Raw genomic sequence first — 26,713 nt, forward strand, 5'->3', positions numbered from 1 at the left:
CACAGGACTGGACAGGAGCACAGCGCGGATGGGCAGAGGGAGGGTCGTCCATTATGCCGGCGAGTCTATCGGGACCGCGCGGTCCAGGAGACGCTTAGAGCCACTTCTTGCGCTTGAAAGCCGCGTAAAGTCCACAGCCGAACAGCACCATCAGACCGAGCGCCCAGGGATAGCCGAGGCGCCAGTGCAGCTCGGGCATGTCATCGAAGTTCATCCCGTAGATGCCGGCGACCAGAGTCGGCGCGAACAGGATTGCCGCCCACGACGAGATCTTGCGGACCACGTCGTTTTGCGCGAGCCCGGTCTCGGTCTGCCGCCGCGAGACGAGCGTCGAGTGCACAGTGAGCGCCTTGTCGAGGATCGCTCGCAACGAGTCGACACCCTCCGTCACCCGAATGGTGTGGTCGAGCACATCCCGCAGCGAGCGGCGCAGCTCGACGCGCTCGGGTACGGGCTCAGCCTCGCCGGCCGTCGCCTCCTCGAGGAGGCTCTGCAGCAGCGCGGTGAGCGGCTGAACCGCGCGCTGGAAGTGGATGACCTCGCGGGAGAGCCGGTAAATGCGCTCGGACAGGCCGTCGTCGGTGTCCTCACCGAAGAGCTGGTCCTCGATCTCATCGACATCGCCCTGCACGCCGAAGACCACGGGCGCGTATTCATCGACGACCTGATCGAGGATCGCGTACAGCACAGCCTCCGGTCCGCGAGCGAGAAGGTCGGGGTCCTTCTCGAGCCGGCGCCGTACGCGGGCGAGGTCGGGCGAGTCGGCGTGACGGATGGTCACCACGAAGTCCGGGCCGACGAACACGTGCAGCTCGCCGAAGACCACCGTCTCGGCCGTGTCCACGTAGCGCGCGGGCCGCAGCACCACGAAGAGCCCGTCGTCGTAGCGCTCGAGCTTGGCCCGCTGGTGCCCGCTCAGCGCATCCTCGACGGCCAGCCGGTGCAGACCGAACTCCTCCGCAACCGCCTCCACCTCCTCGCGGGTCGGGCGGTAGAGGCCGATCCACGCCATGCCACGCTCGTCCCGCATCAGCTCGAAGGTGTCCTCGAGCGAATCCGGCTTGCGGATGCGGTGGCCGCCGACATACACGGCGTTGTCGACGATGGTCATGGGCTCGGTTCTAGCACGCGAGGGCCGGTCACCAGCTGACCGGGAGCGCTTTGCCCTCCTCGTAGCCCGCGGCCGACTGGAGGCCCACGACCGCGCGCTCATGGAAGTCGGGCACGCTACGCGCCCCCGCGTACGTGAAGGAGGAGCGGACGCCGGAGGTAATCATGTCGAGCAGATCCTCGACAGAGGGACGCAGCGGGTCGAGGTAGATGGTGGAGGAGGAGATGCCCTCGGCGAAGAGGCGCTTGCGGGCCAGCTCGTACGCGTCGAGCCGGTCGAAGCGCTCCTGCACTGCCTTGGCCGACGCCATGCCCCAGCTCTCCTTATAAACCCGGCCGGCCGCGTCGCTTCGCAGCTCTCCCGGGGCCTCGATCGTGCCCGCGAACCAGGAGCCGATCATGACGGAGGCGGCGCCCGCCGCGAGCGCGAGGGCCACGTCCCGCGGATAGCGGACCCCACCGTCGGCCCAGACATGGGCGCCAAGCTCGTGCGCGCGGTCGGCCGTTTCGAGGACCGCTGAGAACTGCGGCCGCCCGACCGCCGTCATCATCCGGGTCGTACACATCGCGCCCGGTCCCACGCCGACCTTGAGAATGTCCGCCCCCGCGTCGACGAGGTCGTGCACCGCATCGGCCGTGACGATGTTGCCCGCGGCGATCGGCACTCCGAGATCGAGTGCCGAGACGATCCGCAGCGCCCGGAGCATCCCCTCCTGGTGGCCGTGGGCCGTGTCGAGCACCAGCACGTCGACGCCGGCGGCGACCAGCGCGCGGGCCTTGCTTTCGACATCACCATTGATGCCGATCGCCGCCGCAACATGGAGACGCCCCTCGGCGTCCAGGGCCGGATCGTAGATGGTCGCACGCAGCGCACCGGTGCGCGAGAGCGTGCCGACCAGCGCGCCGTGGTGCAGCACTGGAGCGAAGTCAAGGTCGGCCGCGACCATCAGGTCGAAGGCCGCACGGGCCGTCTGGACGTCGTCGGCGTCGATCGACGCGGTCGCCCCGTGCACGAGGTCGCCCAGAGACGCATCGGGGAGCGCGGTTGCGAGGCGCGACGCCGGGACGCAGCCGAGGATCGTGCCGTCGGCCTCCTGGACCACAAAGCCGTGGCCGGCGACCGCGGGAAGGATAGCCAGCGCCTCCTCGACGGTCGTTGCGGGAGTGGCGGTGAGGGCTCCCGAGAAGGCCACCGGCTGGCGCTTCACCCAGCGAATCGCGGCGTCGAGGGCCTGAAGCGGCATGTCCTGCGGCAGTACTCCGAGGCCGCCACGGCGAGCGAGAGCGGCGGCCAGTCGCGGTCCCGTCACCGAGTTCATGTTCGAGGAGACGATCGGGATCGTGGCTCCCGTGCCGTCACCGGGGGCGAGCGACACGTCGAGCCGACTCGTTACCGACGAGCGGCCGGGGACGAGAAAAACGTCCGAGTAGGTGAGGTCGCCTGAGGGTGATCCGCCAGAGAAATGCATACGGGAAACGCTACTCCGGCGCGGCCCCCGGTCAGCCCTTCGGGGATCGGCGCTAGGCTGGGCGACCGGGACGGGACCAGGTGATGGCACCGGTTCCCGCGGTTCGAGGACGACTTCCTCATCCGCGGTGGCAGGCGCCGGGGGGTGCGGCGGGCCCGTCCGGATGATCGAGGACGAATCAACGGAGAGAGTGGGCGATCGGCTGTGTCGAGCCAGTTGACCGGAGTGGGAACAGACCAGGGCGCGGAGGACTTCGGGGCCAACGAGTGGCTCGTGGAGGAGTTGTACGAGCAGTACAGCGCCGATCGTGCCTCCGTGGACGAGTCCTGGTGGCCGATCCTGGAGCGCTACGGAGCCCAGCTCGCGCGCACCGGCCCGACGGCGTCGGCGGAGGACACGAAGCCCGCGCAGGCCGCCGCCGCCGAGCGGATCTCGACGAGCGCGGGAGGCGCGGTGACCCATCCCGTCACCCTCCCGTCCGACACGGCACCCACCGCGCGCACGACATCGAAGCAGCCCAAGGCGCAGCCCATCCCCGCCGACGCGCCGGTGAGCAAGCCCTCGGCCGACGACTCCACCCCGGACGAGGACGTCGTCACTCCGCTGCGCGGCATGGCGAAGAGCCTCGCCACCAACATGGACGCCAGCCTCACCATCCCGACCGCCACGAGTGTGCGCACGATCCCGGCGAAGCTGATGATCGACAACCGCATTGTGATCAACAACCACCTGCGCCGCACGCGCGGCGGCAAGGTGTCGTTCACGCATCTGATCGGCTGGGCGCTAATCCGTGCCCTTAAGGACTTCCCCAGCCAGAACGTCTTCTACGACGAGGTCGACGGCAAACCCGCCGTCGTCGCGCCGGCACACGTGAATCTCGGCATCGCGATCGACATGCCCAAGCCCGATGGCACCCGTGCCCTGCTCGTCCCGAGCATCAAGCGCGCTGACACACTGAGCTTTACGGCCTACCTCTCCGCCTACGAAGACCTGGTGAAGCGGGCCCGCGGCAACAAGCTTGTGGCCGGCGACTTCGCCGGGACCACGCTGTCGCTGACGAATCCCGGAGGCATCGGCACCGTCCACTCCGTACCCCGCTTGATGAAGGGACAGGGCTGCATCATCGGCGCCGGAGCCCTCGAGTACCCGGCGGAGTTCCAGGGCTCGTCCGAGAAGACGCTTGTCGAGCTCGGTATCGGCAAGACCATTACTCTCACCTCGACCTACGACCACCGCGTGATCCAGGGCGCGGGGTCAGGCGAGTTCCTCAAGATCGTGCACGAACTTCTGCTCGGCGGTCGCGGCTTTTACGAGGACATCTTCGCCGCCCTGCGCATCCCGTACGACCCGATCCACTGGTCGACCGACATCGCCGTCGACCTCGCCGAGCGCGTCTCCAAGACCGCCCGAGTGCAGGAACTCATCAACTCGTTCCGCGTGCGCGGCCACCTGATGGCCGACGTCGATCCGCTCGAGTACGTGCAGCGCTCGCACCCAGACCTTGCGATCGAGAGCCACGGTCTCACGTTCTGGGACCTCGATCGCGAGTTCGTTACGGACGGCTTCGGCGGCAAGCGCCAGCTCAAGCTGCGCGAGATCCTCGGAATCCTCCGCGACTCCTACTGCCGCACCGTCGGCATCGAGTACATGCACATTCAGGATCCGGAGCAGCGCGCCTGGGTGCAGCAGAAGCTGGAGCGCGGTTACGAGAAGCCCGGCCACGACGAGCAGCTGCGCATCCTCGGCAAGCTGAACCAGGCGGAGGCCTTCGAGACGTTCCTGCAGACGAAATACGTCGGTCAGAAGCGCTTCTCCCTCGAGGGCGGGGAGTCGCTGATCGCGCTCCTCGACGCCATCCTGCAGGGCGCAGCCGACGAGCACCTCGACGAGGTCGCGATCGGCATGGCGCACCGCGGGCGCCTCAACGTGCTGACGAACATCGCAGGAAAGACCTACGGACAGATCTTCCGCGAGTTCGAGGGCACCCAGGATCCGCGCACGGTCCAGGGCTCCGGCGACGTGAAGTACCACCTCGGCACGGAGGGAACCTTCCGCGGTGCCGGTGGCGAGGAGATCCCCGTGTACCTCGCGGCGAACCCCTCGCACCTCGAAGCGGTAAACGGAGTGCTCGAGGGCATCGTCCGAGCCAAGCAGGACCGCAAGCCGATCGGCACGTTCACCACGCTGCCGATCCTCGTCCACGGCGACGCCGCGATGGCGGGCCAGGGCGTCGTCGTCGAGACCTTGCAGATGTCTCAACTGCGTGCCTACCGCACCGGCGGGACGATCCACGTCAACATCAACAACCAGGTCGGCTTCACGACCCCGCCGCACGAGGCGCGCACCTCGATCTACTCCACCGACGGCGCAAAGACCATCCAGGCGCCGATCTTCCACGTCAACGGCGACGACCCCGAGGCCGTCGTCCACGTCGCCCAGATCGCATTCGAGTACCGCCAGCGGTTCCACCGCGACGTGGTGATCGACCTCATCTGCTACCGCCGCCGCGGGCACAACGAGGGAGACGACCCCTCGATGACCCAGCCGCTGATGTACAGCCTGATCGAGGCGAAGCGCTCGGTGCGCAAGCTTTACACCGAGGCGCTCGTCGGACGCGGCGACATCACCGAGGAGGAGTACGACCGCGCCCACCAGGACTTCCAGGACCGTCTGGAGCGCGCCTTCGCCGAGACCCACGCGGCACAGACCGGCGCGATCCCGGTGATCTCCGGCGACGGCTCGGTGGCCGATCTTGAGCTGCCCGATGCGCAGCGGGGCGAGGACTACCCGGGCGAACCCGAAGTGACCGGAGTGAAGACCGAGGTGATCACCCGCATCGGCGACGCGTTCATGACGCCGCCCGAGGGCTTCACGGTGCACCCGAAACTCCAGCAGCTCCTCGCGAAGCGTCAGGAGATGAGCCGGTCGGGCTCGATCGACTGGGCGTTCGGCGAGCTGCTCGCGCTCGGTTCGCTCCTGCTCGAGGGCACTCCGGTGCGCCTCGTCGGGCAGGACACCCGTCGCGGCACCTTCGTCCAGCGCCACGCTGTGCTGCACGACCGCGAGAACGGCCAGGAGTGGCTGCCGCTGATGAACCTCTCCGAGCAGCAGGCGCGGCTCTGGATCTACGACTCCCTGCTCTCCGAGTACGCCGCGATGGCGTTCGAGTACGGCTACTCGGTCGAGCGTCCCGACTCGCTGGTGCTGTGGGAGGCGCAGTTCGGCGACTTCGCGAACGGCGCGCAGATCGTGATCGACGAGTTCATCTCGTCGGCCGAGCAGAAATGGGGCCAGCGCTCGTCGCTCGTGCTCCTGCTCCCGCACGGCTACGAGGGCCAGGGCCCCGACCACTCCTCCGCCCGGATCGAGCGCTACCTGCAGATGTGCGCCGAGCGGAACATGACCGTCGCGCGCCCGTCGACGCCGGCGTCGTACTTCCACCTGCTGCGTCGCCAGGCGTACTCGCGGCCGCGGCGTCCGCTCATCGTCTTCACCCCGAAGGCGATGCTCCGCCTACGCGGCGCGTCGAGCCCCGTCGAGGACTTCACCTCGGGACGCTTCGAGCTCGTGATTGATGATGCCCGCATCCAGGATGCGTCGGCCGTGAAGCGCGTGCTGCTGCACGCAGGCAAGGTGCACTACGACCTGAAGGCCGAACTCGAGAAGAAGCCCGACGACGGTATTGCGCTTGTCCGGGTTGAGCAGTACTACCCGGCGCCGATTGACGAGCTGCGGGGCATCGCCGAACGCTACCCAGACGCCGAGCTGGTCTGGGTGCAGGACGAGCCGGAGAACCAGGGGGCGTGGCCGTTCATCGCGCTCGAGGTGGCGCCGATGCTCGGTCGCCCGATCCGCGTGGTTTCGCGCGCGGCGGCGGCTTCTCCTGCGGCAGGCTCCGCGAAGCGCCACGCTTCTGAACAGGCCGATCTCCTGTCCCGAGCACTCACCCGCTAGCGGCACCGGGAGGGCCCCGGACCGTCGAGGGAGCCCGTTACCGCGGGCCGTCTCGACGGTTCGGGGCTCCCTCGGCGAGCTGACCTACACGCTGGCGTGGGCTGCGTGCTCGTCGCGGAGCATTCCAAGCACCTGGGCGCGGAGGTCCTCCGGTGCGGTCTCGTTGCAGGCGCGTTGAACGGCAACAGTCAGTACGACACCGACCCTCGCTTCGTTGGTGCACTCGACGCACCCCGCGATGTGCTCACGAATGTCGGCGGCATCCTCTTTGCACAGTTCGTTGTGCAGGTACTCCTCGAGTTCAGCTTTCGCCTTCGTGCAACCGCTGTCGGTCATTTCGTGCTCCCGGAAGTGAATGCGGCGCGATATCCGCGCTCGCGTGCGTAGTCGGTGAGTCGTTCACGCAGCATGCGGCGTCCGCGGTGCAGCCGACTCATGACGGTCCCGACGGGGGTTTTCATAATGTCCGCGATCTCCTGATAGGAGAAGCCTTCGACATCGGCGAAGTAGACGGCGAGCCGGAAATCCTCCGGGATTGCCTGGAGTGCCTCCTTGACCGCGGTGTCGGGGAGGTGGTCGATTGCCTCCGCCTCCGCCGAGCGACTGGAGGTGGCCGTGGTCGACTCGGCGCCGCCGAGCTGCCAGTCCTCGAGTTCGTCAATAGCGCTCTGGTAGGGCTCGCGCTGCTTCTTGCGGTACGAGTTGATAAAGGTGTTCGTCAGGATGCGATAGAGCCACGCCTTGAGGTTCGTGCCCTGCTGGAACTGGCGGAACGCACCGAAGGCCTTCGCGAATGTCTCCTGCACGAGGTCTTGCGCATCGGCGGGATTCTTCGTCATGCGCAGGCCGGCCGCGTACAGCTGGTCGATGAAGGGCAGAGCCTGCTCCTCGAAAAGCACACGAAGGTCGACAGGAGCGTCGGCGCGGAGATCGTCCAACGACTCCTCGACGGTGTCCTCGATTGTCTGCTCCGTCTCGGCGGGCGCGGAGGCCTCATCGGCCGGGCCGGTGCGGGGTACGTCGTCGCGAGTCATCGGGAGTGATTCTACGGGGGCGCTGCTCGCGGCGGCCGGGGTTGCGAGACAGCGGCGGCTGCGGGATGCGGCTCGCGCGCGGGTCGTCGTCATGACCGGAGTGGTTGCCACCGGCGTCGCGGCGAGCGACGCCGCCGGGGTCGCCATCGCTGCTACAGCCATGCTCCGCCTCCCACACTTCTGCCGACTCCCTGCTGGCCGACTATCCTGACAACCGATGGTCTTCTCGCGTTATTCCGCTCCCGAGTTCGATCCGTACGGCGACGCCCGTGCGCTCCCCGGCGACGATGCGTGGCCCGCACCGCTCGCGGCCGGTGCCGTCGACGCCGAACTCGGGCTGCCAGGCTCCAAGTCGCTCACCAACCGGGAGCTGGTCCTCTCCGCCCTGGCCGAGGGCCGCTCCACGGTCCGCGCACCCCTGCACTCCCGCGACACCGCACTCATGATCGAGGCCCTGCGCTCGCTCGGCACGACGATCCGCGAATCGGGCGCGACCGGCGACTTCGGCGCCGACCTCATCGTGGAACCGGCCGAGGAGTTGCTGGGCTCCACCACCATCGACTGCGGCCTCGCGGGAACAGTGATGCGCTTCATGCCTCCGCTCGCCGGGCTCGCGCTCGGACCGACCACCTTCGACGGCGACGCGTATGCGGCGAAGCGGCCGATGGGTGCGACCATCGCGTCCCTCCGCTCGCTCGGCGTCGATGTGGCGGATGACGGCCGGGGCGGTCTTCCTTTTACTGTGCACGGCTCCGGCTCGGTCCGCGGCGGCGAAGCGATTATCGACGCCTCTCGTTCGAGCCAGTTCGTCTCGGCCCTGCTCCTGGCGGGTGCCCGCTTCGACGATGGGCTGCGCCTGCGCCACGAAGGCGGTCAGCTCCCCAGCCAGCCGCACATCGACATGACCATCGCCGCGCTGGCGGCCCGCGGAGTCACGGTCGGCACTCCCGCTCAGGGCGAGTGGACGCTCGATCCGCAGGCCATCGCGGGAGCCGATGTCCTCATCGAGCCCGACCTCTCCAACGCTGCCCCGTTTCTGGCCGCGGCGCTGGTCACCGGGGGCCGGGTCCGGCTGCGCCACTGGCCAGCCTCGACGACCCAGGTCGGTGCGCACCTCGAGCGGATCCTCCCGCTCTTCGGCGCCACCGTCGAGCGGGACGGCGACGCCCTCGTGGTGACCGGCGGCGACGAGATCCTCGGAGTCGACCTCGACCTGTCCGAGGGTGGCGAGCTCGCACCGGCCTTGGCCGCGCTTGCCGCGCTCGCGAGCACGCCGAGCACACTCACCGGCATTGGCCACATCCGGCACCACGAGACCGACCGCCTCGCCGCCCTCGCCGCCGAGATCACGGGGCTGGGCGGGATCGTGACCGAGCTCGAGGATGGGCTGCGGATCGAGCCGGCTGAGTTGCACGGCGGACGTTGGCGCACCTATTCCGACCACCGGATGGCGCACGCTGGCGCCCTGATCGGGCTGGTCGTGCCCGGCGTCGTCATCGAGGACATCGCTACGACCGCGAAGACGCTTCCGCAGTTCCCTGCGCTGTGGACCACTCTCGCAGGATCGATCTGACCCGTGTCGTGGTGGACGGACAGCGGCCTCGACGCCGACGGCGTACTCGACGACTTCGACGGCTACGACGAATCGGACGCCCGCGTACGACCGAATCCGAAGGGCACCAAACCGCGCACCAAGAACCGGCCCGCTTACGAGGACGCTGAGATCGCGATGGTTCTCGGCGTCGACCGCGGCCGCTACACGGTGATGATTGGCGACGGCACTCCCGAGGAGCACGAATTCACTGCTGCCAGGGCGCGCGAACTGCGACGCCAGGCGATCGTTGCCGGCGACCGCGTTGATGTGGTCGGCGACTCGAGCGGCGACGACGGAACCCTCGCGCGCATCGTCCGAATCCGCGAGCGCTCGACCCTCCTGCGCCGCAGCGCGGATGACACTGACGCGATCGAGCGCGTCATCGTGGCGAATGCGGATCAGATGCTCTGCGTCGTCGCCGCTGCCGATCCGGAGCCGCGCACCCGCCTGGTGGACCGTTACCTCGTGGCCGCCTTCGACGCCGGGATCACGCCGATGCTCTGCATCACCAAAACGGACCTCGCCGATCCGGCCCCGTTCCTCCGAAACTTCGATGGCCTGGATCTGCGCGTGTTCCTGTCGAGCCAGGACGAGCCGCCAGTCGACGAGATCGCGGAGGCGCTGCTCGGGCACGAGACGGTCGTGGTCGGGCACTCGGGGGTGGGCAAGTCGACGCTGGTGAACAAGCTGGTGCCGAACGCGCACCGGGCCACGGGGCACGTCAATACGGTGACCGGCCGGGGCCGGCACACGTCCTCGTCCACCGTCTCCTTACGCGTCCAGCGCGATGATCGGCACGGCTGGGTGATCGACACTCCCGGCGTGCGCTCGTTCGGCCTCGGCCACGTGAATACCGACAACATTCTCGGCGCCTTCACGACCCTCGCCCACAGTGCCGAGGACTGCCCGCGGGGCTGCACGCACCTCCCCGACTCCCCCGACTGCGCCATCATCGAGGCGGTCGAGGAGGGCACGCTGGGCGCGAGCGGGCCCGAGCGCCTCGACTCGCTCCAGCGCCTCCTGACCACCTTCGCCACGACCGACGGAAGCAAACGATGACCGACCTCTCCCCTCTCCCGATCGACGCGCGCCTGGGTTCCGGCGACGCCGCCCCCGACTTCACGCTCCCCGACCAGGACGGACGTCCCGTCTCGCTCCAGGACTACCGTGGGCGTCGGGTGATCCTCTTCTTCTATCCCGAGGCCGATACCCCAGGCTGCACTACTGAAGCGTGCGACTTCCGCGATAACGCCGCCTCGCTCCGCGACTCTGGCTACGAGGTGCTCGGGCTCTCCCGCGACACTCCCCAGGCACTGCGCCGCTGGGCGGATGCGCAGGGCATCACCTATCCGCTGTTGAGCGACCCCGATATGACGGTGCACCGCGCCTACGCCGTGTGGGGTGAGAAGAGCCTCTACGGCAAGACCGTCGTCGGCGTCCTGCGCTCGACGTTCGTGGTCGGAGTTGAAGGCGGGCTCGAGTTCGCGCAGTACGGCGTCCGCGCCACAGGCCACGTCCAGGCTCTGCGGAAGAAGCTCAAGCTGGTCTAACGCGCGCTGGGACCCGTCGTCCCGCGCCAAATGGTCTCCCTTACCCGTCATTCCTGCGAGCATCGCTCACAGCTGATGAGTGCGGCGCCGACCGGGCGCCCCGTCGGAACGAGGGGTGGCTATGAAGCGCAGAAGAGCACGGTGTATGCGGGTGGGTCTGATGGGCGCGGCGAGTGCCCTGATCGTCGGTCTCCTGGCGGGCTGCACCCCCTCACCTCCCCCGCTCCCCTCCTCGCGTGTCCTGCAGTCGGTCTCCGTCGCGGCGACGACCGACGGCAGCGTGCGAACGATCGACGCCACGGCCGTCGGAGTCGGGTCCGATGTGTCGCAGACCACCACCTCGACGACCTCCTACGACCCCGCCGCCGTCGCAGGCGACCTGCCGGTCCGCGTGCGCACCTCGTACCGCACCGCGGACTCAGCGGGGACCAATCTCGCCGATCTTCGCGGCTACTCCGGACGCGTCGAAATCTCCTTGGCGGTCGAGAATTTAACGGTCCACGCCGAGGACGTCACATTCGACGTCGCGGGTGGCGCGACGAGCCGATCTGCTCTCGTGGGAGCGCCGCTCACCCTCGCCGCCTCGACGGTCCTCCCCGGAGTCTCGCCGAGTCGGGTCGTCACCGCCGCTGAGACGGGCGCGGTGACAAACGGCGTGCTCAGTCGCGACGACGCGGGTGACGCAGTCCTCCAGTGGGCGTCGCTCCTCGCACCGCCCTCGGGAGGAGCGAACGCCACGCTGACACTCGTCGCCGACGTGTCCGACTTCGCCGTGCCGTCCTTCAACCTGGCGGTGCAGCCGGGGCTTGCGACGGATCCGACGCCCGCGGGCGCCCTCGAGGCGGCGTTCGACACGAGTCCGGCCTCTGCACTCGCGCTCCAGCGGCGCACAATCGACGTGATCACCTCCGTCGATGAGCTCTTGACCCATGCCGGGACGACTGTCGCCGAGGTGCGCACCGCGCTCGACGCGACGTCCGAGACGCTGGGCGTGCGCACCGCTGAGGAGCTGCGGCAGAGCACCGCCTCGACCGCCGCGTCGATGCAGGGCCTCTCAGGGCAGCTGACCGCCCTTCGGAGCGAACTCTCGACGACAGTCTCCGGCACGGAGTCGGGGCTGCTGCAGCAGCTCTCGCAGGCGATCGCCGCGGTCGACGCGATGCTCGGCGACACCTCGGCGTCCGTACCCAAGCCCGTGCTCTCGGGGAACGGCTGCTCCGTGGCGGTCAAGAATCCCAGCGGATCAGGCACGATCCACTCCGAGCTGCTGCGGCTGACCGCCGAGCTGGACGCATACGGCACGGCCGCCGACTCCTGCCGCGAGCAGGTCGTCGCATCGCTGCGCAGCGCAGTCGGACCCGCGTCACCCACGGCTGAGAGCTGCACGACCTCCTCGATGACGTGCTCGCTCGCCGCCTCCGGTACCGCCGTGAACACCGTGCTGATCGGGCTACTTCGCCAGGGCGGGGAGCTGGTCGACTCACTGCAGCCCGAGCTGATGGCCGGAGTGGAGTCGGAGTACTCCGTTCTCTCGACCCGGGTGGACGAGGCCACAAAGGCCACCGACGCGCTGTCCGCCAGCGCCCCCGACGGCTCCGCTGCGACGACGCTCGCCGGGCTGACCACGACGCTCGACGGGATCGACGGCGAAGTAGCCACCCTTGAGAAGACCATGACGTCCGTCGGGAGCACCGCGTCAGCGGCACTCGACGAACTCGGCACACCCGACACAGCGGGCTCACTGGCGGCTCAGAACCAGGAGCTGGCGGACGAACTCTGCACACTGCTCCCCGCCCTCCCGGCACCCGCGGGGACACCCCGAGCCACGACCACACCGACGGCGACACCCGCACCCGCCGGTACGCCAACCACCAGCATCGATCGTCTACGCGCCTACCTGACCGGCACCCCCTGCTCCGGCACGGGCCGGCTGGCGACTCCGAAGGGCTACTCCGCTCCACTAGCCGACCGGATCAACGAGCAGGCGAAGTCCTGGACCACGGTCGCGACGCTTGTCGGCAAGACCGGTGCGGGAGCCGACCTGACCGCGCTGCGCACATCGCTCGCCTCCCTTCGTACGACCGCGACGGAGACCGCAACTGCCCTGTCAGCCAACGACGGTCACCTCACGGAGCGGATCACCGCACTCCGTACCGCCTCCGCCGCCCTCGTCGCGCAACGGGACTCGCTCGGCTCACGCGTCGACGCACTCTCCGTCCAGCAGGAGGCTCTGGCACCGGCGATCCAGGCGGCATTCGCGCACGCGGACGCCGCCGCCGCCTCCGCAGTCGCCGCGATTCTCGACGATCAGATCCGCCGCGTCTCCGCGCGTTCCGTCGTCGACACCGAGGCGGTCACGACAATGTTCGATCGCTCCGTCTCCGGGCTGCACGAGACGGCCAACGACATCCGCGCCGACGGCACAGCGACGGTCGACGCGGAGCACCAAGCGTTGAGCACGGCAGAGGCCCGGATCGGTAGCGCGGTGTCGGAGCGCACCCGCGACTCGCTGACGAGGATCGCCACGACAATCGATGCGTCCACCCGCGACACGGACGCCGCCTCCGCCCTGCTCACGGCCGATCTCCACAAGGTGCTGCTCGACCTGGGCGACCGCTCGGTCGGCGGCTCCGGCCTGCTCGGGTCGATGACCACGAGCGCCGCCAAGGTCGGCACCGCCGACGTGCAATTGGCCCTCGCCTCCCAGAGCGCTCAGGGCTACGCCGGAGTGCGCTCCGAGGACGTCTCGGGCATCCTCCTCGCTCAGGCGCAGGAGCGGGCCTCGCTCGTCGCCGCGGACACTCTCCCCGCGTTCCATCTCGACGCTCCGGAGGGTGCGCAGACGCAGACCGTGTACTCCTTCACGATCGGCGACGAACGATGAGCCGGCTCGGGAAGCGGACCGCCCCGCGGACCAGGCCGGACCGGCGGCTCGTGCTGACGGGAGGCGCCGTGCTTGCGGCGCTGCTGATCCTCGGGGGCGTCCTGATCGCACTACTGCCGCCTCGTCCGACTCCGACCACATCGGTCGCCGAGCTGCCGGTCGGGTTCTCCTGCGCTCGAGTGCCCGAAGGGCTGACCCTCGGGGTCATCGTCTCGCTGAGTTCGGCTCCCGGCGAGGGATCGGAGTGGAAGGACGCCGCGAACGGAGCCGTGGTGGCCGCACGACGGTTCGCGATGGGCGGCTGCACGGTCCGCGTGGTCGCTGCCGATGACCACGGTACGGCAGACGGTGCGCGCGCGGCCGTGGAAGAGCTCGCGGGCGAGCAGGTGTCCGGTCTGGTGATCGCCACCGACGGCTCGCACACATCAGCGGCGGTCGACGCAGCGCGCGCGAGCGGGATCGCGGCGCTCCTCCCCTACGGCGGCGACGCGGCATCAGCCGGCGACGGTGCGTGGCTGACCGCGCCCGACGCCGCACGGATCGACGCCGCCCTGGTCGAGGCTGCCGGAGCGGGGTCGAGGACTCTCCTCGTCGATGCCGGCGGGACCGCTCCCCAAGCAGTCGCGCCCGAGGCGACCCTCGTCTTCGCCCCCGGCGGTTCGACGGCCGACCTCGTCGACGCCGCTCGGCCATACCTCAGTGGGGAGCGCCCCGTGGACCGCGTTCTCGTCTCAGGTCCGGCCGAGACGCAAGCGATTGCCGTCGCTGCGCTGCAGGCCGCAGGAACCGCGACGCCGATCCTGCTCACGCCTGACGCGCAGAGCCCTCCGTTCGCCTCCGCACTCGTCGATGCCGGCGGGACGCTGTCGGGCGACCTGACAACGGCCGGAGTCGATTCCGGCGACGCAGTCGCGCTCCGTGGCGACGAGGCAGGACGCGCCATGTCCGCGTACCTCGCCGCCCTGCGAGTGACGGCCGACGACTCCACGCAGACAGCCCTCCTCGGCGACCGGCCGTTCCGTGACGTTTCAGCGGTCGCCGACACCCCCAGCCACGACGCCGTCGTAGCACTCGTGCGTGCAGCTGCGGCGGCGGGTCGCCGAGATCCATCGGCGGTCAGAGCCGCGCTGAGCGGCTCCGTCGTGAGTCCGGCCGACGGCCTCGCCGGGCCCCGGCTCGATTTCAGTGCGCCGACCGCCCTCGGCGCATCGGTCCTCGCGCTGCACGCCACCCCGCAGGATCTCGGCCTGCGCCCGACCACCGTCCCACTGCTCTGGTTCGCCGGACAGCCTCGACCCTGAGGACACACGATGCGACTGCTCCTCGAACTCGACGATTCCCGCCACGATGTCGACCTCGGTCGGCACCGCTCGTCCGCGACCCTCGGCGACCTCGTGGAGGCCGTTACCGGGCGCCGGCTCGACGCTGGCACCGTGCTTGCCGTCGACTCCGCCCTGCACCCCGTCGAGACTCCGATCGACGAAATCCTCCTGCTCGAGGGCACCAGAATCGCCCGCTCGGCCGAGCCACGGCCACGAGCAGTCGGAGGCTGGACCGCCGCGCTCTCGGGAGGTCTGTCCGCCGGACCCGTGGTCGAGATCCCCAGGAGCCGACCACTGACGGTCGGCCGAGCACCGCAGGCCGATCTCGTCCTCGATACGGCCAGCGCCTCCTGGGAGCACCTCACGATCGTCCGCGAGGGCGACGGTCTGCGAGTGCGCGACGCCGGAAGCACGAACGGGACTCTGGTCGACGGCGTGCCAGCCGACAGTGACGGCACCGTCGTCACCGGGCCCGCTGTCCTGATCGCCGGAGGAGCCGCGGTCCTCCTCCGCCCTACGCAGGACGAACCGCGCGCTCCCGAGCCCGGCAGCTTGAACAACCTCACTGCAAACGCGACCGTGCCCTTCAACAGGCCGCCGCGTCCTGGCCGGTCCGCCGCCGCCGACCCCGTCGTTCCGCCGACGCGCGTCTCCGTCGCCTCCGCCACGAAATTCAGCATCATCACGGTCGTCGCACCACTCGTCCTCGCCTTCGCGATGGTGCTCATCATGGGCGACGCGCGTTACGCCCTCTTCGCGGCCCTCAGTCCCGTGGCGGGGGTCGGCATGTGGTTCGAGCAGAAGCACCGGCACACCCGCTCCACGCGGTCGGAGGAGCAGCGGTTCGAGCAGGCGCTCCAGGAGTTCCGAGACGACATCGCTCGGGCAGCACGGGTCGAGCGGACGCGCCTCGAAGAGGAGGCTCCCGACCCGGCGACAGCGCTTCGCCGCGCCGCGCTGCCCACCACCTCGCTCTGGCAACGCCGCTCGACGGCAGCCGACGTGCTCACTCTCCACGCGGGCGTCGGTGATGTGCCGTGGACGCCGACGCTCGATCAGCGCTCAGGGTCGCGGCCGGAGGACACGGTGCGCGAGATCTTGGCGAGCAGCGTGATCCCGAGTGCACCGGTCGCCGTCGACCTCTCCGACGCGGGTGTAGTCGGAATCGTCGGCGACCGCGAAGGGGCACTGGCACTCGCCCGGAGCCTGCTCTGTCAGGCGGCGGTGCACTGCGGCCCCGCTGACCTGACGATCGGCGTCTTCTGTGACCGCGGCCGTGACAATGATTGGAGCTGGGCCTCGTGGCTGCCACACACCCGGCGCCCTGGCGGTGAGCGCTGGCTCTCGGACCACCGCGAACGCAGCACGGAGATCCTCCGCGGACTGCGCGACGCACTCGCCGAGCAGTCCGGGCCGCGCACGCTCCTCGTCCTCGACTCGGACGTGCTCACCGAGGGCCGGGACGCTCCCGCGCGCGATCTCCTTGGCTTCGGCCGGGGGCAGCGCGACGCCGGAGCCCGCGTGGCCGGCATCGTCCTCGCCGCCTCCGAGGAGCAGCTCCCCGCCTCGTGCAACGTGGTCGTGCAGATCGAGCCCGACGCGTCCGCGACGCTCTCCCGACCCGACGAGCGCCTCACCGTGGAGGATGTCGTGCTCGCCGGACTCGACCGCACCAGTGCCGAGCGCTGCGCCCGCGACCTCGCCCGCTTCGAGGACCCTGAACTCGTCACCGCGGGGGCCGCGCTCCCCGGGCTGGTGCGCCTCCCGCCGCTGCTCGGCGTGGATCACCCGACGGTGGCCTCAGTCAGGGAGTGGTGGTCGACGGCGAAAGGAATACGGGCTCCGGTCGGCACCGGTGAGGGTGGCACGCTCGTCCTCGATCTCGTCGCCGACGGACCGCACGGGCTCGTTGGTGGTACGACGGGCTCGGGCAAGAGCGAATTCCTGCGCTCCTTCGTCGCGGGTCTCGCGGCACGCAACGATCCGACTCGCCTCAGCTTCGTCCTGATCGACTTCAAGGGCGGTGCGGCCTTCGCCGCGTGCGAACGTCTGCCGCACACCATCGGAACGATCAGTAATCTCGACGAGCAACTGGCCGACCGCGCCCTGCGCTCGCTCGAGGCAGAAATGCAGCGGCGACAGCGCGTGTTTGCGGCCGCGGGCGAAGGCATCGACAACCTTGACGCCTACTGGGCAACATCGCCCTCTGAACCGATGCCACGGCTCCTCCTCGTCGTCGACGAATTCGCCATGCTCGCGAAGGAGCACCCCGATGTCTTAAAATCCCTGGTCAGCGTCGGCGCCGTCGGACGCACACTCGGCGTGCACATGATCCTCGCGACCCAGCGCCCCGCCGGCGTCGTCAACGACGACATCCTCGCGAACACCAACCTCCGCGTTGCGCTCCGGGTGCAGAGCCGCGACGACTCCGTGAACGTGATCGGCGTGCCGAGTGCGGCCGAGATCTCGCGGAGTCAGACTGGGCGCGCCTACGTCAAGCTCGGCCAGAACGACATCACACCCGTGCAGACGGCCCTGGTCACGGGGCGGGCTGAGGCGGAGGTCATCAACCTGGTCGAGGTCCGGACCGTCGGCTTTTCCGGGGTCCCCACCAGCGAGTCGACCCTCGGCTCGGCGGATGAGACAGCCCCGACCGACCTTGACCTTCTGATCGACGCGGTGGTCGAGGCGAATGCGGATGCGGGGTTCGCTCCGCCCCGTCCGATCTGGCCGGAACCGCTCGGCGAGTCCATCCAGCTCGGAGGCTTCGGCGCCGAAGAGTCCGACCTCGGCGACGTCGTCGACGACGTGCTGCGCATCGCGCTCTCGGACGACCCCGACAACCAGCGCCAGGTCACAAGCGGGTGGGACCTGACCGAGGGCAACCTCCTCCTGCTCGGCATCCCCGGCAGCGGCACCAGCACGGCGCTGGCCTCGGTCGCTCTCACCGCGACCCGTCACTTCTCCCCCGGCGAACTCGACCTCTATGTCCTCGATGCGGCCTCCCGTGACTGCTCAGCGCTCGCGGATCTGCCGCACACCGTCTCCTATGTCGGAGCGGGAGCGGGAGCGCGGGAGAAGCAGACCCGCTTCCTCCGTCACATCCGCGACGAGGTGAAGAGGCGGCGCGCGTCTCACGGGGAGCGCCGCCGGACGCTGGTACTGATCGACGGCTTGGCGACGCTCAAGGACGATTTCGAGGATTGGGAGAGCCAGGGTCTGCTGGAGGCGTTGGCGCGGGCCTACGCCGACGGTCCTGAACTGGGACTGCACTTCGCCGTCACGAGCACCCGCGTCAAGGGCCTGCCGTCGGTGATGGAGGAGGTGACCACGCAGAAGTGGCTGTTCCGTTTCGCGGATCCACAGGATTACTCGATCGCCGGGGTGAAGCCCCGCTACGCCCCGCCGCCGGTGCCCGGCCGGTGCGTACTCACTTCGTCCCTCCTCCAGACACAGGTCGCGATACCCGCCGCGGGTCTGCACGCCGCCGTCACCGAGGTGGTCGCCGCCTGGCCCGACACCACCACCAAGACCACAGCGATCGCCACATTGCCCGAGCGGGTGGCGATCAGCGCTCTCGGCGTCGAGGCCCGATTCGACGGCGAACCCTGGCGGATCCCCATCGGACTGGGCGAAGCCGATCTGGCGCCGCTCGCCTTCGAGCTCTATGAGGGCGAGCATGTGTTCATCTGCGGTCCCGCCCGCTCCGGTAAGTCCACGGTGCTGCTCGCGCTCGCCGAGGCCGCCCGCGCTGCCGGGACCGTCGGGATCTGGGGCGCGTGTGACCGCCGCTCGCCCCTGGTCGGCGCCGGTCTCGACCGGCTCGCCGTCGGTGCCGAGGAGCTTCGCGCCCTCCTCGCGTCCCTGCTGATGGAGGAGGGGCCGGTGCTGCTGCTGATCGACGATGCCGAACGTTGGGACGACCCCGGCCAGGGCCTGACGACCCTGATCTCCGGATCCCACCCAGGACGGTGCGTCATTGCCGCCGGACGTTCGGTCGAACTGCGCTCGCAATTCGGGCACTGGACGAAGGCCCTGGGCCGATCCCGGTCCGGCCTCTTGTTGCAGCCTGACTGGGAGCACGACACCCAGCTGTTCCCCGCGCCGATCCCCCGGCGCCTCCCGGTCCCGGCCACCGTCGGCCGCGGCTTTGTCAGCCTCGCGGGAGACGTGCACTTCCTCCAGGCGGTGTCGCCGACGCCGGAGCAGGAGGGGGACGGCTAGGGGCGGAGCCGTTCGGGCGGCGGCGCGATCGACGACGACCTGTCAGAACCACCACCGGAACGACGCGGAGCGTATCCGAACGTACTCGACAGCCTCGTCGAGTCGGGACGTGGCTTCGCGGTCCAGCGAGCCGTCCTCCTGAACGATTCGGTGGCTGTCGACGCCCCAGTCCTTCACCCGTAGGGCTGTCGCACACGCTTGCAGAGCAGCCGCATGTCTTTCCGTGTCGTCGCTTCGCGCGCGCGTTGGGCATGTTCGGCGAACAGGCCCGCATGAAAGCTCTTCGGCGGCAGTCGAGCCGCGAGATAGGCTAATGCCTCAGCGTACTCGTCTCGACGTCGGCCACTCAGGCGGAACAGGTCCATCACTGCATCTCTTCAAAAAATTTTTGCGAGCCGGCTCAGAAGGCCGCGGTGTTCGAAACACGATCCACTTTTCTCTCTCATTCCCCCGGATGTCTGTTCATACGACGATCGGGCTCGGCTGCCAAGATGACGCATTTGCTCGAGCGCCGGCGCCCAGCGCGCGAACCACGAATAGTTCACTACTTTCGATCATCGGCAGTCTGCGTGCGGACGGGAAAAATCAGCGAGCGCGGCCGCATACTTTTCTCTGCGCCGAGGAGAACGTCTGTGTTTTTCGAGCTACTCATCGGGCGCCGTGAAACTCGTGGATCCTAGAGCCACCATAACCACCATCGGAAACGGCGAGATTGTTGTAGAACATCAGCTATTGCCTTATCGTACTTTTCCGTCTGCTGCAGATCGATACTCCCATCAGCATGCATAATACATCTGTCGCTTAGACTATTCATTGTACCTACAAAATTTCTCGGCACAAGCGATGCAAGGTATCTTACTTGACGAAGTGACGTGGCACTTCTCACGGTGCAGGCATAGTGCGCAAACCGCTGTGACGCTTGCGGCGCACTCACTTCCAAGAAAGATAATGCACAGTGGTCTAACGTCTCTGCAAATTGCTCTTTTCGCAGTTGAGTCAGGGGGCGAGGGACCAGGATTCTATTTCCCTTCCGCTCGTCCTACCGTCAGGCAAGAACGTTTGGTTGGTTCCGCCGCGATACAGTTCACCAGTTGCACTACGCTGTCGCGCCGCTTCCAACGTGGCTTGAAAGGCCAGCCGGGAGTTCAGCAGAGAAACCTGTGTTCAGTATATTGCGATCACCCGTGGACCACACTGGCGGAAGGGCCTTCTCAGCGCGCACCACGCTGACACTCAAGGGCGCATCTGTTGACCACCAATTGCCCGTGCGGGAACCATTGACGTCTCCTGCCCGGAACATCACCGTCGGTTCCGTCGTATACCGAGACCGATAGATCCAGTTATCGAAACACTTCATTTCCTCGACCGATAGCCAGGGAGGCATGTTCGCCGTGATCCCCGCCGTGGCCGCGCCGATCAGCGCGTTTTCCGTGCCTGCCGCGAGGAGACCCTCAGGCGTATACGGCCCCGGCTCCGCCACATACGCGCGCGCTCCATCAAACGCGCCCTCAGCCGCACCACTCGCAGCAGCGCCAACCGTCCGCGGCATAATAGTCGACGCCGCGCATTCTGAGACCATCCGCCCGCCGGGGTCGTACGCCCAGGAGGTGACCACGTCGCCGCGGGCCTCGACGAGCTGGCACGCCTCGCCATAGCGGTACTCCACCGCCCCCTCGTCACTACGGACCCGTGCAAGCCGCCCCTCGCTGTCGCGATCGAGGACGGTAACGCGCCCTCGGTCGACGTGTTCGATGAGGAAACCATCGCGGTACCGCCACGTGTGCCGGCCACCGCCGACCGACGACGATGCGATCCGCCCAGCGGGGTCGTAGGAGAATTCGGCACGGCCGAGAAGCGGGTGTTCGATCGCGACGACTCTGCCCGCGGCGTCCCGTTCGTAGCGCGTCGCGGTGCCGTCGGGCCCGACGACGGCGGTGCGGACGCCGTCGGCGTCCTACTCCCACGCCAGGTTGTCGCGAACGGGACCTCCTCCTCGATTGCACCCAGATCCCGTACCGCCACCTCTCCCTACCGTGAACAGTCAGAAGGCGTCCCGCCCCTGCGCAAGGTGAGCGCAGGAGCGGGACGGTCGGTCAGCTTCCGCCGCCGGCGGCGAAGATGTTCTGCGAGATCGTCGCCAGCTGACCGCGCAGCTCCTCGAGTTCCTGCTTGGCCTTCTCCAGCGCCGACTTAGTCTCGGGCCAGGTCGAGGACCGGAACTGCGACGCCAGCGGACCATCCCAAACGTTGGGGTCGGACAGCGTCCGCCCCTGCGCGTCCAGCTGGCTGATCTGATCCGTTAGACCGCCGTTGATGATCGACTGCATCTGCTGGATCGCCGACTTGGCCTCTTCTGTTGAGAGAACACGAGACATGAACCACACCCTTCTTCCCAGTGCGGACGGGACCATCCCGTCCGCTCCCCCGCGGGTGAATCACCCGCTGAGAATGTCTCGTAAGCGTATGGCCCGAAATTGCTCAACCGTCGTTTTGCGCCAGCCATCCCGCGCCAGTGGCGCACGACGAGGGTCTCAGTCGCGCGTCGTGATCGCGAAAGGACTGCTCGTGAGGTCGGAGAAGGCGCCCACCCGCGCTCGTAGCTCACAGGAGGGGGTGACCGACAGGGCAGTCACGGTCAGGCCGTCGGAGGACACGGCGACGGCGCCACCGCACCCGTCACTGAGCCGAACTCCGCTCACGCCACCGGCGACCGCGTCGAGCATGCTGCTGGCGCGGCCCGCGGAGGGAGCGACGAGCAGCGGGTTCACAGGGTCCGCTCCATTTGGCCACACGGGCACAAGCGTCACCGGCAGCGGGGTCTGGCTGACCGTACGGGCCGGGGTCTCGATGCGGATATCGCGGAGGCGCTGCACTGGGTAGGCCGTCCCCGCGACGGCAGGATCGGAGACGGCCGTCGACGTCGCTGCTGACGCACGGCGAAGCCAGGCGTCCAGAGCGGCCTTGTCGCCCACGGGCACCGCGACAGTGGCGGTCACCACGACGGTCCCCTGCGCCGGGATGTCGAGCCCGGTCAGGTTCCAGCCGCAGGCGACTCCGACCCCCGTCACGCTCGGCTGGTTGCGCACACCCACCGCTCCGGACCAGGTAACGGCGGGGCAGGTCGCAGCGTCGTCGATGCCCGGCAGGACCTCGAGGAATGCCCCGCTGAGGGGTGCACTCTGCGCGGAGTAGGAGAGCTCGACGACGAGCGACTGCCTCTGCGGATCCCAGGACGCCGAGCGCGAGATCCCGAGGCCGGTGGGGAGCGGTCTGTCCTGCTGCTGCGCCGAGAACGCGGCCATCGATGATCCGCTCGGTAGGTCCTCTCCCCGCGGGAGGATCGCCACGACGACGGCCCCCACGAGGAGGGCCGCAGCGCCGACAGCGGCGGCGATCATTCGCGGGTCGAACCGCCGCCGAGTCGCAGCCACGGGCACAGGCGCCGCCGCTGCACGCAGCTCGCGCCGCGGCCGTGAGCGTAGGACCGTCGCCTGGGCGGACGGACCCAGCTCAGGCGCGGGCCCCTCCTCGGCGACCGGGACCGACTCGACCTCCGGTCCGGGGTGTGCGCCGCGCAGCACCGTCGCGGGACGCGCCACCTCCTCGAAGGTCGGCACATCAGCAGCGCGGGTGAGCGCGGGAACGCCTGCGAGTCCGGCGACGAGACCGCGCAGGATCCCGGACGCCTCCGCCGCGGTGGGCCGTCCCGAGGGGTCCTTTGCGAGCATGCGGTTGAGGATGGCCCCGACGCTGGGCGGGACGTCGATCGGAGGCGGCAGCATCGAGACGTGCCGGTATGCCACCGCGAAGTCGTTGCCGATCCCGGCGAACGGCGTGCGTCCAGAGAGCAGCTCGTAGAGCAGGATGCCGGTGGAGTACACATCGCTGGGCGGACCGGTCTCGCCCGTCGCGAGCATCTCGGGCGACAGATACTCGGGCGTGCCGATGATGCCCGTCGTCGCCCGAGGGCCTTCTGCGACGACGTGCGCGATACCGAAGTCGGAGACGCGGACTGCCTCGCCGAGGTCGGGCACCTCCCGCGCGAGCAGGACGTTGTCGGGCTTCACGTCGCGATGCACCGTGCCAATGGCATGAGCGGCGGCAAGAGCATCGAGGATGGAAGCGGTCGCCGCGACGGCTCGGCCGGCGGCGAGCGGCCCTTCAGCGTTCAGCAGGTCGCGGAGCGAGCCCCCACCGACCAATTCCATCACGATCGCGAGCGTGTCGCCCTCGACGACCAGGTCGCGAACCGCGACCACCCGCGGATGCCGCAGCCGCGTCAGGACCGAGCGCTCGCGGACGAACCGCTCGACGAGCCCGGTGTCTTGGGTGTGCTCACGCCGGAGGAGCTTCGCGGCGAGCTCGGACCCCTCGCGCACGTCGCGTACACGCCACACCTCGCCGGCCGCTCCGGCTCCGAGCCGATCGAGCAGTCGGTATCGCGCACCGAGGGCGTCCCCCACGTCCTCAGCCACGCCATCCTCCGATCCGAGATTCCATCGATTTCGAAGGAGATCGTATCGGGTGCGGGCGCCAAAAATGCTGCGCAGGCGCGGCGCTGTGAGAAGCCCTCCGGGAAGCGCGGCGCATGATCAGCGCTCAGCGCCTCCAGCTCGTCCTCGCCGAGCGTGGGAGTGACCGAGGCCACGGCGTCCTCCAGACGCTCCATCCTGGTGGCGCCCGCGAGGGGCGCGGTGACCGCCTCCTGCTGCCGCACCCAGGCAAGTGCCACCTGCGCGCGGGAGACACCGTGCTGGCCGGCGACCCGCGCCACGACCCGAGCAGGAGGAGTCGCTAGCTGAGGTCGGGATCGCGGCGGGTCACCGCGACGACGCTCGGGAGGAAGAGCGTCACGGCCGCGACGAGCGCAGGCGCCAGCAGCGCCCAGCCGATGTCGGGCACCGCGTACTGTCCCTGGAAGGCGCCGAGGGCGACGGCCATCACCACCAGTTGCATCGTGAGCGCCGACCCGCGCATCCAGCCGCGGCGCCGCACTGCACCGAGAGTGGTGGCGGCCGCCCAGCCGAGCGCAATCAGAGCGAGCACGACGATGGCGATCCCACCACCGATCGTGTCCGCCGCGGTCGTCAGCAACTCGATCAGGAGCCAGGCCGCGAGCGCGGCGACGGCAAGCGTTTCGAGCACGAGGACCGCGATCAGGACGAGGAGCCCGACCGGTCTGGATCCGGTGGAGCGAGGTCCGCGCGATCTGTTTGCCTCAGCGGTCACAGCCACATCCCATGCAAATCTCTTGATTCGGACTCATCCTCGTGACAGGCTAGTCCAGTTCGTTTCACCGCTCACAGGGTCGTGGGTTTCCGTCAATGTGAGCATCCGATCCCCACCGTGTCGAGAGGCACGGGGCGCGTCGGATGGCCAACTCTGGAACCGGTGGCCGGCGCAGTGCTTCGCACCGTGCCGTGCGCACCGGGCTTGAACCGATCGCCGACCCGACCACCACCCCGAAACACTCCGCGCCCTCGCGTGGAGTCTCGTGGCGTGCGCCGGTGAAGGCGTGAGGTCCAGATACAGGTCGTGATCGTCGGCGTGAATCGATCATCCCACCCGAACACTGCGTGGTTCCTCCACGCACGCCTGCACACAAGGAGCACCCGCATGGACTGGCGCGACAAAGCCGCTTGCCTCACCGCAGACCCCGAGCTCTTCTTTCCGGTCGGCAACACCGGACCGGCGGTCGACCAGATCGAGAAGGCGAAGTCGGTGTGTGCTCGCTGCACCGTCACTGAGGTCTGTCTCCAGTACGCCCTTGAAACCGGCCAGGATTCGGGCGTGTGGGGTGGGCTCAGCGAGGACGAGCGCCGCGCCCTGAAGCGTCGTGCCGCGCGCGCCCGCCGCGCCTCTTAGTCACTCGCGGCCGCTCGGCAGTCCGACGATCCGGCCCCCGTCCGCCTCCTGGCGACGGGGGTCTCGTCGTCCCGAGGGGCCTGCGTCGGCCGCTCCCCCGCGCGTCGCGGCGCCCTCAGGAGCGGTCACGCTCCAGCCAGCGCAGCGGCATCTCGATGGTGACCTCGGTGCCCCGACCGACCAGCGTGTGCCAGTCGATCGTGCCGCCCAGCTCGCCCTGGATCAGGGTGCGGACGATCTGCGTCCCGAGACCGGAACCGACTTTGCCCTCGGGCAGTCCGACTCCGGTATCGCGCACCTTCACCGTCAGCTCGTCGTCGCCGCGCGTCGCGACGATCTCGACATCGCCCTCGCGGCCGGCCAAACCGTGCTCGACGGCGTTAGTGACGAGTTCGGTCAGGGCCAGGGCGAGCGGAGTCGCGTATTCGCTGGGCAAGTTGCCGAAGCTCCCGCTCAGCTTGGGGTGCACCGTCGTGTTGTGCGTCGAAGCGACTTCGGCGATCAGCAGCAGGACCCGATCGAACACCTGGTCGAAGTCAACGTCCTGATTGAGGCCCTCTGAAAGCGTGTCGTGCACGACCGCGATGGCGGCGACACGGCGCATTGCCTGCGTCAGCGCTTCGCGGGCGAGGTCTGAGTGGGTGCGACGCGCCTGAATCCGCAGTAGCGACGCCACGGTTTGCAGGTTGTTCTTCACGCGGTGGTGAATCTCGCGAATCGTCGCGTCTTTCGTAATCAGCTCGCGCTCCTGGTGCCGCAGCTCGGTCACGTCCCGGCAGAGCACGACGGCGCCAACGCGCTCGCCCCGGTCGCGAATCGGGATCGCGCGCAGTGAGATTGTCACACCGCGGGTCTCGATGTCGGTACGCCAGGGCGCCCGCCCGGTGACCACGAGCGGAAGTGACTCGTCGATGACGAGCTTGCCGGTGAGGAGCGCCGTGGTGACCTCGGCGAGCGACTCGCCCTCGAGTTCGTCCGCGAAACCGATGCGGTTGAACGCCGACAGGGCGTTGGGGCTGGCGAAGGTGGTGATGCCGTCGACGTCGAGGCGGATCAGCCCGTCCGAAGCACGGGGAGCCCCGCGACGAGGGCCGGTTGGGGCGCCGAGATCAGGGAAATCGCCCGACGCAATCATGGAAAAAAGATCGTTCGCGCAATCGTTGAAAGTCAGCTCCTGGCGACTCGGAGTGCGGGTCTCGCTGAGATTGGTGTGTCGCGTGACGACGGCGATTGGCCGATCGGTGGTCGCGCCGTCGGTGGCGCCGAGCCGGCGCAGGACCGGTACGGCACGCACGCGGGTGGGCGTCTCCTCGAACCAGTCGGGTGCGGAGGTGTCGACAATGCGCGCGGTCTCATATGCCTCGACCACCTGGGCGCGCCACTCCGACTTGATCCGCTGCCCCACGAAGTCGCGGTAAAAGAGGGTCGCCGCGCTGGACGGGCGAGCGTGCGCGACAGCCACGAAACTCTCGTCGGCCGTCGGTACCCACAGCACGATGTCGGCGAATGCGAGGTCGGCGAGAAGCTGCAGATCGCCGACCAGCAGGTGCAGCCATTCCACATCCGCTTCGTCGGAGCGGCCGTGGGAGAGGACGAGATCGCTGAGGGTCGACACCCGACAAGCCTAGGCCGCTGCTTGACGACCAGACGCGGCCGGGCACACCGCACTGGTGCGCAGCGTGCCGGGTTATCCACAGACTGGCGCCG

At 68.8% G+C, this 26,713-nt stretch carries 18 protein-coding genes and 1 pseudogene; 8 read left to right on the top strand and 11 right to left on the bottom strand.

Annotated elements, in window-relative coordinates:
• Positions 1-94: 94 nt before the first annotated feature.
• Both corA and guaB1 read right to left on the bottom strand, forming a co-directional pair.
• A complete protein-coding gene (gene corA / locus HRF29_RS04365) occupies positions 95-1,111 on the bottom strand; it encodes a magnesium/cobalt transporter CorA (RefSeq protein WP_173245103.1) in 1,017 nt (338 codons plus the stop codon).
• Positions 1,112-1,139: 28 nt separating this feature from the next.
• Positions 1,140-2,579 carry a GMP reductase gene (gene guaB1, locus HRF29_RS04370; protein WP_173245106.1) on the bottom strand — a complete coding sequence of 480 codons (1,440 nt, stop codon included), beginning with the start codon at positions 2,577-2,579 and terminating at the stop codon, positions 1,140-1,142.
• A gap of 204 nt (positions 2,580-2,783) precedes the next feature.
• On the opposite strand from guaB1, the gene HRF29_RS04375 reads away from it, so the two are divergent.
• Positions 2,784-6,533, top strand: a complete 3,750-nt coding sequence (locus HRF29_RS04375; RefSeq protein WP_173245109.1) for a multifunctional oxoglutarate decarboxylase/oxoglutarate dehydrogenase thiamine pyrophosphate-binding subunit/dihydrolipoyllysine-residue succinyltransferase subunit — start codon at positions 2,784-2,786, stop codon at positions 6,531-6,533.
• Positions 6,534-6,617: 84 nt separating this feature from the next.
• On the opposite strand, the gene HRF29_RS04380 is transcribed toward HRF29_RS04375, so the two are convergent.
• Together HRF29_RS04380 and HRF29_RS04385 are read right to left on the bottom strand one after the other, a co-directional pair.
• Positions 6,618-6,869 (bottom strand): zf-HC2 domain-containing protein, encoded by a 252-nt coding sequence (locus tag HRF29_RS04380; RefSeq protein ID WP_173245112.1) that lies wholly within the window; start codon positions 6,867-6,869, stop codon positions 6,618-6,620.
• On the bottom strand, positions 6,866-7,567 hold the full coding sequence (locus HRF29_RS04385; protein ID WP_173245115.1) for a sigma-70 family RNA polymerase sigma factor: 702 nt from the start codon (positions 7,565-7,567) through the stop codon (positions 6,866-6,868). Before HRF29_RS04385 ends, HRF29_RS04380 begins: the two co-directional genes overlap by 4 nt.
• A 217-nt stretch (positions 7,568-7,784) precedes the next feature.
• Here HRF29_RS04385 and aroA point away from each other — a divergent pair, with 217 nt between their 5' ends.
• The 6 genes from aroA to HRF29_RS04415 all read left to right on the top strand — a co-directional run bounded on the left by aroA (position 7,785) and on the right by HRF29_RS04415 (position 19,141).
• Positions 7,785-9,140: a 3-phosphoshikimate 1-carboxyvinyltransferase gene (gene aroA, locus HRF29_RS04390; RefSeq protein WP_173245118.1), complete on the top strand. Its 1,356-nt coding sequence runs from the start codon at positions 7,785-7,787 to the stop codon at positions 9,138-9,140.
• Positions 9,141-9,143: 3 nt separating this feature from the next.
• On the top strand, positions 9,144-10,220 hold the full coding sequence (gene rsgA / locus HRF29_RS04395; protein WP_173245121.1) for a ribosome small subunit-dependent GTPase A: 1,077 nt from the start codon (positions 9,144-9,146) through the stop codon (positions 10,218-10,220).
• Entirely contained in the window at positions 10,217-10,711 is a 495-nt protein-coding gene (locus HRF29_RS04400; RefSeq protein WP_173245124.1) for a peroxiredoxin, read from the top strand. Before rsgA ends, HRF29_RS04400 begins: the two co-directional genes overlap by 4 nt.
• Positions 10,712-10,871: 160 nt before the next feature.
• Positions 10,872-13,595 carry a hypothetical protein gene (locus HRF29_RS04405; RefSeq protein ID WP_222929584.1) on the top strand — a complete coding sequence of 908 codons (2,724 nt, stop codon included), beginning with the start codon at positions 10,872-10,874 and terminating at the stop codon, positions 13,593-13,595.
• Positions 13,592-14,896, top strand: a complete 1,305-nt coding sequence (locus HRF29_RS04410; protein ID WP_173245131.1) for a type 1 periplasmic-binding domain-containing protein — start codon at positions 13,592-13,594, stop codon at positions 14,894-14,896. The genes HRF29_RS04405 and HRF29_RS04410 overlap by 4 nt, the downstream gene beginning before the upstream one ends.
• A gap of 9 nt (positions 14,897-14,905) precedes the next feature.
• Positions 14,906-19,141: a type VII secretion EssC family protein gene (locus HRF29_RS04415; RefSeq protein ID WP_173245134.1), complete on the top strand. Its 4,236-nt coding sequence runs from the start codon at positions 14,906-14,908 to the stop codon at positions 19,139-19,141.
• A 173-nt stretch (positions 19,142-19,314) separates the two neighbouring features.
• On the opposite strand, the gene HRF29_RS04420 is transcribed toward HRF29_RS04415, so the two are convergent.
• From HRF29_RS04420 to HRF29_RS04440, 6 genes and pseudogenes are all read right to left on the bottom strand, one after another.
• On the bottom strand, positions 19,315-19,506 hold the full coding sequence (locus tag HRF29_RS04420; protein ID WP_173245137.1) for a hypothetical protein: 192 nt from the start codon (positions 19,504-19,506) through the stop codon (positions 19,315-19,317).
• A gap of 731 nt (positions 19,507-20,237) precedes the next feature.
• Positions 20,238-20,807, bottom strand: a complete 570-nt coding sequence (locus HRF29_RS04425) for a hypothetical protein (protein ID WP_246226590.1) — start codon at positions 20,805-20,807, stop codon at positions 20,238-20,240.
• 427 nt (positions 20,808-21,234) lie between these two features.
• Positions 21,235-21,516, bottom strand: a complete 282-nt coding sequence (locus HRF29_RS04430) for a pyrophosphorylase (RefSeq protein ID WP_104264895.1) — start codon at positions 21,514-21,516, stop codon at positions 21,235-21,237.
• A 156-nt stretch (positions 21,517-21,672) separates the two neighbouring features.
• On the bottom strand, positions 21,673-23,616 hold the full coding sequence (locus tag HRF29_RS04435; RefSeq protein ID WP_173245140.1) for a protein kinase domain-containing protein: 1,944 nt from the start codon (positions 23,614-23,616) through the stop codon (positions 21,673-21,675).
• Between the two features lie 185 nt (positions 23,617-23,801).
• A pseudogene (locus HRF29_RS15460) lies at positions 23,802-23,915 on the bottom strand (aldo/keto reductase); the annotation flags it as partial.
• A 20-nt stretch (positions 23,916-23,935) separates the two neighbouring features.
• Positions 23,936-24,370, bottom strand: coding sequence for a hypothetical protein (locus HRF29_RS04440; RefSeq protein ID WP_222929585.1), 435 nt, complete (start codon positions 24,368-24,370; stop codon positions 23,936-23,938).
• Between the two features lie 387 nt (positions 24,371-24,757).
• Between HRF29_RS04440 and HRF29_RS04445 the strand changes: the two genes are divergently transcribed.
• Entirely contained in the window at positions 24,758-25,006 is a 249-nt protein-coding gene (locus tag HRF29_RS04445; RefSeq protein WP_055788231.1) for a WhiB family transcriptional regulator, read from the top strand.
• Positions 25,007-25,121: 115 nt separating this feature from the next.
• On the opposite strand, the gene HRF29_RS04450 is transcribed toward HRF29_RS04445, so the two are convergent.
• A complete protein-coding gene (locus HRF29_RS04450; protein WP_173245143.1) occupies positions 25,122-26,621 on the bottom strand; it encodes a histidine kinase N-terminal domain-containing protein in 1,500 nt (499 codons plus the stop codon).
• Between the last annotated feature and the right edge of the window lie 92 nt (positions 26,622-26,713).

This window comes from Rathayibacter agropyri (genome assembly GCF_013249015.1).
Taxonomy (GTDB): domain Bacteria; phylum Actinomycetota; class Actinomycetes; order Actinomycetales; family Microbacteriaceae; genus Rathayibacter; species Rathayibacter agropyri.